General features: G+C 38.7%; 7 protein-coding genes and 5 tRNA genes. All 12 read left to right on the top strand.

The features are described 5' to 3' along the window. Positions 1–18 precede the first annotated feature (18 nt). Positions 19–91 (top strand) — tRNA-Val (locus tag JOD28_RS08035). Between the two features lie 2 nt (positions 92–93). Then, a tRNA-Asp gene (locus JOD28_RS08030) sits at positions 94–167 on the top strand. 89 nt (positions 168–256) lie between these two features. Next, positions 257–330 (top strand) — tRNA-Trp (locus JOD28_RS08025). A gap of 2 nt (positions 331–332) precedes the next feature. Continuing rightward, positions 333–405: transfer RNA gene (locus JOD28_RS08020), tRNA-His, on the top strand. Between the two features lie 25 nt (positions 406–430). Next, a tRNA-Leu gene (locus JOD28_RS08015) sits at positions 431–514 on the top strand. Positions 515–750: 236 nt separating this feature from the next. Further along, positions 751–912 carry a hypothetical protein gene (locus JOD28_RS08010; RefSeq protein WP_204770306.1) on the top strand — a complete coding sequence of 54 codons (162 nt, stop codon included), beginning with the start codon at positions 751–753 and terminating at the stop codon, positions 910–912. Further along, positions 909–1319 carry a holo-ACP synthase gene (acpS, locus tag JOD28_RS08005; RefSeq protein ID WP_204770305.1) on the top strand — a complete coding sequence of 137 codons (411 nt, stop codon included), beginning with the start codon at positions 909–911 and terminating at the stop codon, positions 1317–1319. The genes JOD28_RS08010 and acpS overlap by 4 nt, the downstream gene beginning before the upstream one ends. After that, positions 1316–2440, top strand: a complete 1125-nt coding sequence (alr, locus tag JOD28_RS08000; RefSeq protein ID WP_204770311.1) for an alanine racemase — start codon at positions 1316–1318, stop codon at positions 2438–2440. The genes acpS and alr overlap by 4 nt, the downstream gene beginning before the upstream one ends. A 35-nt stretch (positions 2441–2475) precedes the next feature. Then, positions 2476–2838: a type II toxin-antitoxin system PemK/MazF family toxin gene (locus tag JOD28_RS07995; protein WP_013103100.1), complete on the top strand. Its 363-nt coding sequence runs from the start codon at positions 2476–2478 to the stop codon at positions 2836–2838. A gap of 77 nt (positions 2839–2915) precedes the next feature. Further along, the gene (locus JOD28_RS07990) at positions 2916–3932 is read left to right on the top strand and encodes an acyltransferase family protein (RefSeq protein ID WP_204770304.1); all 1017 of its coding nucleotides are present in this window, start codon (positions 2916–2918) and stop codon (positions 3930–3932) included. A 298-nt stretch (positions 3933–4230) separates the two neighbouring features. After that, complete coding sequence (locus JOD28_RS07985) at positions 4231–6915, top strand: valine--tRNA ligase (protein ID WP_204770303.1); 2685 nt, start codon at positions 4231–4233, stop codon at positions 6913–6915. A gap of 50 nt (positions 6916–6965) precedes the next feature. Beyond that, positions 6966–7649, top strand: a complete 684-nt coding sequence (locus JOD28_RS07980) for a hypothetical protein (protein ID WP_204770302.1) — start codon at positions 6966–6968, stop codon at positions 7647–7649. The last annotated feature ends 39 nt before the right edge of the window (positions 7650–7688 follow it).

The following is a 7688-nucleotide window of genomic DNA, read 5'->3' as shown; positions in this document are numbered from 1 at the left end:
ATCCCTTTCTCTCCATAGGGACGCTTAGCTCAGCTGGGAGAGCACCTGCCTTACAAGCAGGGGGTCACAGGTTCGATCCCTGTAGCGTCCATTGGTCGCATGGTCTAGCTGGTTAGGACGCCTGCCTGTCACGCAGGAGATCGCGGGTTCGAGCCCCGCTGTGACCGCTAATTACTGACAAACATGAACTATTAGAGTTATATGAGGTGCAATTCCTTATCATGTTTTATCAGCGTTAGCTGAGGAATATTATTGTAGGGATATAGTTAAACGGTAGAATAGCGGTCTCCAAAACCGTTGATGGGGGTTCGATTCCCTCTATCCCTGCCATGGCGGTAGTGGTGAAGTGGTTAACACACTGGTTTGTGGATCCAGCATGCGAGGGTTCGATCCCCTTCTACCGCCCTAATAAGGTGAAAACTTTATATTTGCCGTTGTGGCGGAATTGGCAGACGCGCTGGACTCAAAATCCAGTGGTGGCAACACCGTGTGGGTTCGACTCCCACCGACGGCATAGTGAAAGATAGTATCTTACGAGATACTATCTTTTTTTGACGTGAATTTGATTAGCTATACTTTGCAGGATACACTGGGAATGTAGGTATTCTAATTAGTAAAGTAAGGTAGTAGTGTTAATAAGTTGACAAAATAACCAGTTATGCCAAAAAAGTGACACGTTAGGCTATTTTTATTGTCTTTTACGTGATTTCATTTTACAATTTTATTATTAACTATTGATGAGGTGTTCGCATGGAGAATAAAAAGAGTAGTACATTTGCAACTTTATTATGTTGTTTAATGGCTAATGGTATTTATTTAAACTTGGAGTCATTACTGACGCAAGAAGAAATAAAAGGAAAAGCAACGGATAAGTTGGTGAAAACGGTACATTTTGATACAATAGAGACATGATAATTGGAATTGGAAATGATACGGAATCAATTAGTCGTGTTGGGCAAATTGTTGAACGTAAGATTAACTTTATAAATACTATTTTGACCGAATCAGAACGCGAGCAAGCTTCGAAACGCAAGGGCAAACATTATAATGAATTTGTCGCCGGTCGTTTTTCAAGTAAAGAAGCATTTTCTAAAGCTACTGGATATGGTATTGGTGAAAAAGTACATTGGCATGACATCGAAATTTTAAATGCTGATAATGGTCGTCCAATTATGCGTGTTAAAAATTTTGCGTATATCACGCATGTAGCTATTACCCATAGTGGAGATCAAGTCAATACATTAGTCATTATTGAACGACTAACACTATGGGATCGTATGAGTTTAATGTTGTTTCCGAAACGTGGGGTTTTGAAATGATTGAGCACGAGACAGAAGTTACTAGACCAACCTGGATTGAAATTGATTTAAAGGCTATTCAATATAATGCAAAACTAATTATGGAACATGCGGGCGCAACGCGATTGATTGCTGTCGTTAAGGCTGACGCCTATGGTCATGGTGCCGTAGCTGTTACGCAAGCTTTATATGATATTGGTATTCGTGATTTTGCAGTGGCTACAATTTCAGAAGCACTGACATTACGACAAGCAAGGGTGCATGATGATTTCAACATTTTATTACTAGGTGTTCAAGATGTTTCGCAAGTTAAGTTAATGGCAGAAAATCGTTTAATGCCTGCTGCTGGCACATTGGATTGGATGAAACAAGCTGTCGTATCTTTGCCAGATAACCAAATATTGGATGTACATCTTGCAGTAGATACCGGCATGGGTCGTATGGGTGCTAACTCACAGGCGGATGTAGCCGCAATGTATGCTTTCATTCAAGAGTCAAGGAAGTTACGTCTGAATGGTGTATTTACGCATTTTGCTACTGCCGATGATGATAATGAGGCGTACTATAGGCAACAGGTCACTAAATTTTATCAATGGGTTGGCGGTGCTGGAATTCCTAAAAACTATTGGCATTTAGCTAATTCAGGTTCGGCATTGTGGCATCATGATGAAATTGATACACATACGATTCGCGTAGGGTCAGTACTTTATGGCTTTAACCCTGGTTCACCAGCATTAGACATGCCTATTAAATTGAAAAATGTGTTATCGCTCAAGTCACGTATGGGGGCTGTTCATCAATTACAAGCTGGTGAATCGGTGAGCTATGGCGCAACTTATACAGCTGAACAAGCGCAGTGGGTTGCCACGTTACCAATTGGGTATGCTGACGGCTATTTGAGACGTATGGGCGGCATGAAAGTATTAGTAGCAGGAAAAGCAACACAGGTGATTGGGCGTATCACAATGGATCAAATTGTGATCGCATTAGATAAAAAATATCCTATTGGCACTGAAGTCACATTAATTGGTCGGGATGGTGACGAGGAAATTACCGTTGAAAATTTTGCAAATTACGCTGAGACAATCCCCCATGAAATATTAACATCTTTTGGTGTAAGATTACCAAGGATATATCATTAAAGCGCTGAGGCGCGTACATAACAAGTGAGAAATTTATGAAAGAACTTAAAACAGTGATGCGAGGCGATGTTTTTTATGCAGATTTAAAACAAGGCATTGGATCGGAGCAATCAGGCATTAGGCCAGTATTAATTATTCAAAATGATATTGGTAACGCAAACTCACCAACAACCATTGTTGCTGCAATCACATCACAAATATCAAAGCCAAAATTACCAACACATGTGTTATTACCGGCTCATATGGGTGGTATCAAGCGAGACTCTGTCATTCTAGCAGAGCAGGTAAGGACAATTGATAAAAGGCGCTTGCGCGATAAAATCGCCCATATAAACGTCAATTCGCAGGAAATGCAACAGGTTGCTCATGCCCTACGTATTAGTGTGGGATTGAAATAACCCTGTTAAGCACCATATAGTTGTGGTGGTTACTGTTGCTGCGTCACATAACGATAATTTGTTGTTGGGATAGTAATATGATCAAAAAAAGAATTTTATGGTTGGATTTAGCTAAGGGTTTAACCATTTTTTTAGTCGTTCTTGTTCACGTTGTTGAAGGTATTTATAAAACTAATCAGTTTCAGCAATATAATTGGTTTTCAGAAATGATATTGGGACTACTGTTTACGATTGTTATGCCCGTTTTTTTTGCCTTATCAGGGTACGTTTACAAGCCAGTGTCTACGAGCACGTTGTTAATTAAAAATCTTGTTCAAAAATTTGTTAATTTAGGCATTCCGTATGTTATTTTTTCAGTAATCTACGTTAGTTTGCAACATGTCGGGTCAGAAGTGCATCAGCTGAGTACGTGGCAAGATTTAGGAAGGATTTATGTTGTACCAATTGGTTACTTATGGTATCTATACGTGTTGTTTTTTATCTATGTTTTAGTTGGTATTATGTATCTTTTGAAGGTGCCTACCATTCTACAGATAGGCATATATAGCATACTACTGTTATTAAATTTAGGACATGTTATCATCATGCCTTATGTTTTTGATAGTCTTTGCATGTGGACCATCATTTTTTATTTAGGTTATCTTTTTAAAGAAAAACCTGCAGTTCTGAACCGCAAATCGCTGTTTATTTTTAACTTAGTCGCTTTTTCTGTGGGAATGATATGGCAAGTGCACACAGGCAAGCCATGGTATGATACAAATATGATGACACAAACAGATTTCATGGCTAAATTGGCGAGTGTGCCACTGTTTTTATATTTATTTTCACACATTAAAATAGGTAGGGTCGGTCACTATTTTATTAAATACGGTCGTCACTCATTGGTTATCTATCTAATTCATGCACCCGTTGCCTCTATAGTTCGTGTCTTGTTACTTAGACTTGGCGTACAAAATTATTTTTTGTTAATTGTCTTGACGTTAATATTTGCTTGGACTATCAGCCTGTGCACAGTATGCATCGCACATAAAGTCAAATGGGTAGATATGATTTTTAATCCTTACCAATATTTAGAAAAAATAAAATTATTTTGACAGTTTGATGGCGACTAAAGTAAATATAAGATAAAACCTCTTGACGGATACATTAAATTCTAGTAATATTATCATTATCTTAGAGGATTAAGCAAATACATGTACAGAGAGTTGATGGTGTGTTGTGAATCAGCGATGTTAATGCCCAAGGTTGCTAAGTGTTTATAATTGAAAGTAATGAAGTGGCTGTTGATAAAAGTAATATTAACAGCAATACAGGTGGTACCACGGTGAAAATCGTCCTAATTTAATTTTTAAGGACGATTTTTTAGTACCATCATATCAAAGGAGAAAAAATATGCGCGATATTGACATGTCAACAAAATACAATCCAACAGCCGTTGAAACCGGTCGTTATGATCATTGGCAAGAAAAAAAATTGTTTGCCCCAGAATCAAATCAAGCAATTCAGGGCAATGAACCAGAACCATATGCTATTGTTATTCCACCACCAAACGTTACAGGTAAGTTGCATTTAGGTCATGCTTGGGACACAACATTACAAGATATGATTATTCGCCAGAGAAAGATGCAGGGCTTTGATGTGTTATGGTTACCAGGAATGGATCACGCTGGTATTGCAACACAAGCCAAGGTAGAACAACGTTTGCGCTCTGAAGGCGTTTCTCGATATGACCTAGGTCGTGAAAAATTTGTCGAACAAGTTTGGGATTGGAAGAACGAATATGCAGCAACGATCAAGCAGCAATGGGGCAAGATGGGCTTGTCTTTAGATTTTGATCGTGAGCGATTTACTTTGGACGACGGTTTAAATAAGGCTGTTAATAAAGTGTTTATAGACCTGTATAAAAAGGGCTTAATTTATCGTGGTGAGTATATTATTAACTGGGATCCACAAGCAAGAACAGCCTTATCTGATATTGAAGTGATTTATCAAGATGATCCTGGTGCTTTCTATCATGTACAATATCCATTTACTGATGGCACAACATTTGATGGTAAAAGTTACATTGAAATTGCAACAACGCGCCCCGAAACAATGTTTGGTGATGTTGCTGTCGCTGTGAATCCAAGTGATGAACGCTATCAAGATTTAATTGGTAAAAAGGTCATTGTACCGCTTCTTGATCGTGAAGTACCAATTATTGCCGATGAGTATGTTGAAAAAGATTTTGGAACAGGCATGGTTAAGATTACACCAGCACATGATCCAAACGATTTTCAAGTTGGTAACCGTCACGATTTGGAACGTGTTAATACGATGACAGAGGATGGCCATTTAAACGAAAATGCCGGTAAATATAATGGTATGGATCGTTTTGAAGCACGTCAGGCTATTGTTGCTGACCTTGAAAATGGCGGATTCATGCTCAAAATAGAACCTATCGTGCATTCTGTGGGTCATTCGGAACGAACTGGTGTGCCAGTTGAATCACGTCTATCAACACAATGGTTTGTTAAGATGGCACCCCTAGCTGAGCAAGCGTTAGATATGCAAAAAAATGCTGATGAAAAAGTGACGTTTGTGCCCGCAAGATTCGAGGATACATTCACACGTTGGATGGATAACATTAGAGATTGGGTTATTTCACGTCAATTATGGTGGGGGCACCAAATTCCCGCTTGGTATAAGAATAAGGGAACAGCACAAGAAGAAATTTATGTCGGTGAAGAAGCACCTGATGGAAATGGTTGGCAACGTGATCCAGATGTTTTGGATACTTGGTTTTCGTCAGCATTGTGGCCTTTTTCAACAATGGGTTGGCCTGAAAATCAGACAGATGATTTTGCAAAATATTACCCAACAAATACACTTGTAACAGGCTATGATATTATCTTTTTCTGGGTTGCGCGTATGATGTTCCAAGGTAAAGAATTCACTGGACAACGACCTTTTAAAAATGTTCTGATTCATGGTTTGATCCGTGATGGGGAAGGACGTAAAATGTCCAAATCGCTTGGTAATGGCGTGGACCCTATGGACGTGATTGAAAAGTATGGCGCAGATGCCCTACGATGGTTCTTAGCTACAGGATCGACACCAGGGCAAGATGTTCGTTTCACATATGACAAAATGGATGCGGCTTGGAATTTTATCAATAAAATTTGGAACGCCTCACGTTATGTTATTATGAATTTAGATGCTGATACACCATCTACCTTGCCGGATTTTGACAAATTATCATTGGGTGATAAGTGGATTTTGTCACGATTAAACAAAACAATTGCACATGTGACGCGCAATTTTGACAAATTCGAATTTGGTGAAGCAGGACGTGAGCTATATAATTTTATTTGGTCTGATTTTGCTGATTGGTATATTGAAATGACCAAAGAAACGTTAAATGGTAATGGTGATAAGGCACCAGTTCAACAAACGTTAGCGTATGTCTTAGATCAAACGTTACGGCTTTTGCAACCAATTATGCCATTTGTAACTGAGGCGATTTGGCAAGAAATGCCTGATCAGGTTGGTCGTCAAGCTGACTTTTCAGTGACACCTTATCCGATCGTACAAAATACCTTGCTGGACAATGCATCTGAAAAGGCGTTTAAGTCTTTGCAAGATTTAATTACTGCAGTGCGTAATATTCGAGCCGAGGCAAACGCCCCAATGTCAACTCAAATTGACTTGTTGGTGAAGACATCTGATGAAAATTTGATTGAGATATTTAATACCAATGTTGACTACATCAATCGATTTGCTCATCCTAAGTCACTTCAAATATCGGCAGATGTTAACGTACCTGATTTAGCGATGTCGCAAGTCATATCAGGGGCTGAAATCTATGTACCTTTGGCTGAATTAATTGATATTGACGAAGAAATAACACGCTTGGCAAGTGAAGTAAAGAAATTTACTGGCGAAGTAAACCGTGCAGAAAAGAAGCTTGGTAATGAAAAGTTTGTTACTTCAGCTCCGGAATCTGTTGTTTCTGCAGAAAAAGCTAAGCTTGCTGATTGGCAAACAAAGTTGGAGGCAACGCAAGCGCGTTTAGATGCATTACAAGCAACGAAGTAAATGATGAAAAGTCGGGTTAGACCGACTTTTTCATTTATAGTGAAGGTACAATGACTGAATTTTATAAAGAAAATAACAATCATCCTAATAATTATGATTTAATACAAGTACCTGATCTTGATGTGGCAAGTGTGTGGGCGTTACAAGCGATGGCTAATTCAAGAGGAAAAGGACTTGTTGCAGACGTTGATGATCCAATTAGTCTAGGATTTTTAGAAGATCGTGGTTTTACACCCATTTACACCACCTATTTTGCCAAGTTGAACATCAGGGATTATGAAGGCGAACCAGTTGTAACAGTAGGCGAATTAGAAGCGGACTTGAGGCAAGAATTAGTTTTGCTATTACGTGATCATTACGAACGTATTCATCGCGTGAATCCAGCATCTAAAACAATTAATTATCAAAAACTAATTTTTGAAGCTAACGGTTTTGATTTTGAACATAGTGTTGTTCGGTTATTTCATGGACATATTATTGCAGTAATTTTGATTTTCAAGCATTCTGATACTTTCCACTTAGGTTGGACATTCGGAGATGATGTGCCAACTTTATTAGATCTTTGGCATGATTTGTTGGGTATTTTACCGGTGGGGGATGTTTTGAAAGCTGAATTTCAAGATAATGATGTATTGGCAATGAGTGTTTATGATGCTTTCTTGTGGCATCGAATGGGTCAAGCACAACAGACGCTGTTATGGCAGGATAATGCAAATGGGTTGCTTAAAACTTGAAATCCGCTACAATAATATAAGTACAAAAAAACGTGTGCT

The organism is Leuconostoc rapi, assembly GCF_016908715.1.
GTDB lineage: Bacteria > Bacillota > Bacilli > Lactobacillales > Lactobacillaceae > Leuconostoc > Leuconostoc rapi.
Note: the sequence above shows the minus strand (reverse complement) of the source record. Positions and strands in the feature narration are given on the sequence as shown.

Coding starts and splice junctions, on each gene's coding strand:
- JOD28_RS07990 (WP_204770304.1), top strand. CDS start 2,916: ATGATCAAAAAAAGAATTTTATGGTTGGATTTAGCTAAGGGTTTAACC.
- JOD28_RS08010 (WP_204770306.1), top strand. CDS start 751: ATGGAGAATAAAAAGAGTAGTACATTTGCAACTTTATTATGTTGTTTA.
- alr (WP_204770311.1), top strand. CDS start 1,316: ATGATTGAGCACGAGACAGAAGTTACTAGACCAACCTGGATTGAAATT.
- JOD28_RS07995 (WP_013103100.1), top strand. CDS start 2,476: ATGAAAGAACTTAAAACAGTGATGCGAGGCGATGTTTTTTATGCAGAT.
- JOD28_RS07985 (WP_204770303.1), top strand. CDS start 4,231: ATGCGCGATATTGACATGTCAACAAAATACAATCCAACAGCCGTTGAA.
- acpS (WP_204770305.1), top strand. CDS start 909: ATGATAATTGGAATTGGAAATGATACGGAATCAATTAGTCGTGTTGGG.
- JOD28_RS07980 (WP_204770302.1), top strand. CDS start 6,966: ATGACTGAATTTTATAAAGAAAATAACAATCATCCTAATAATTATGAT.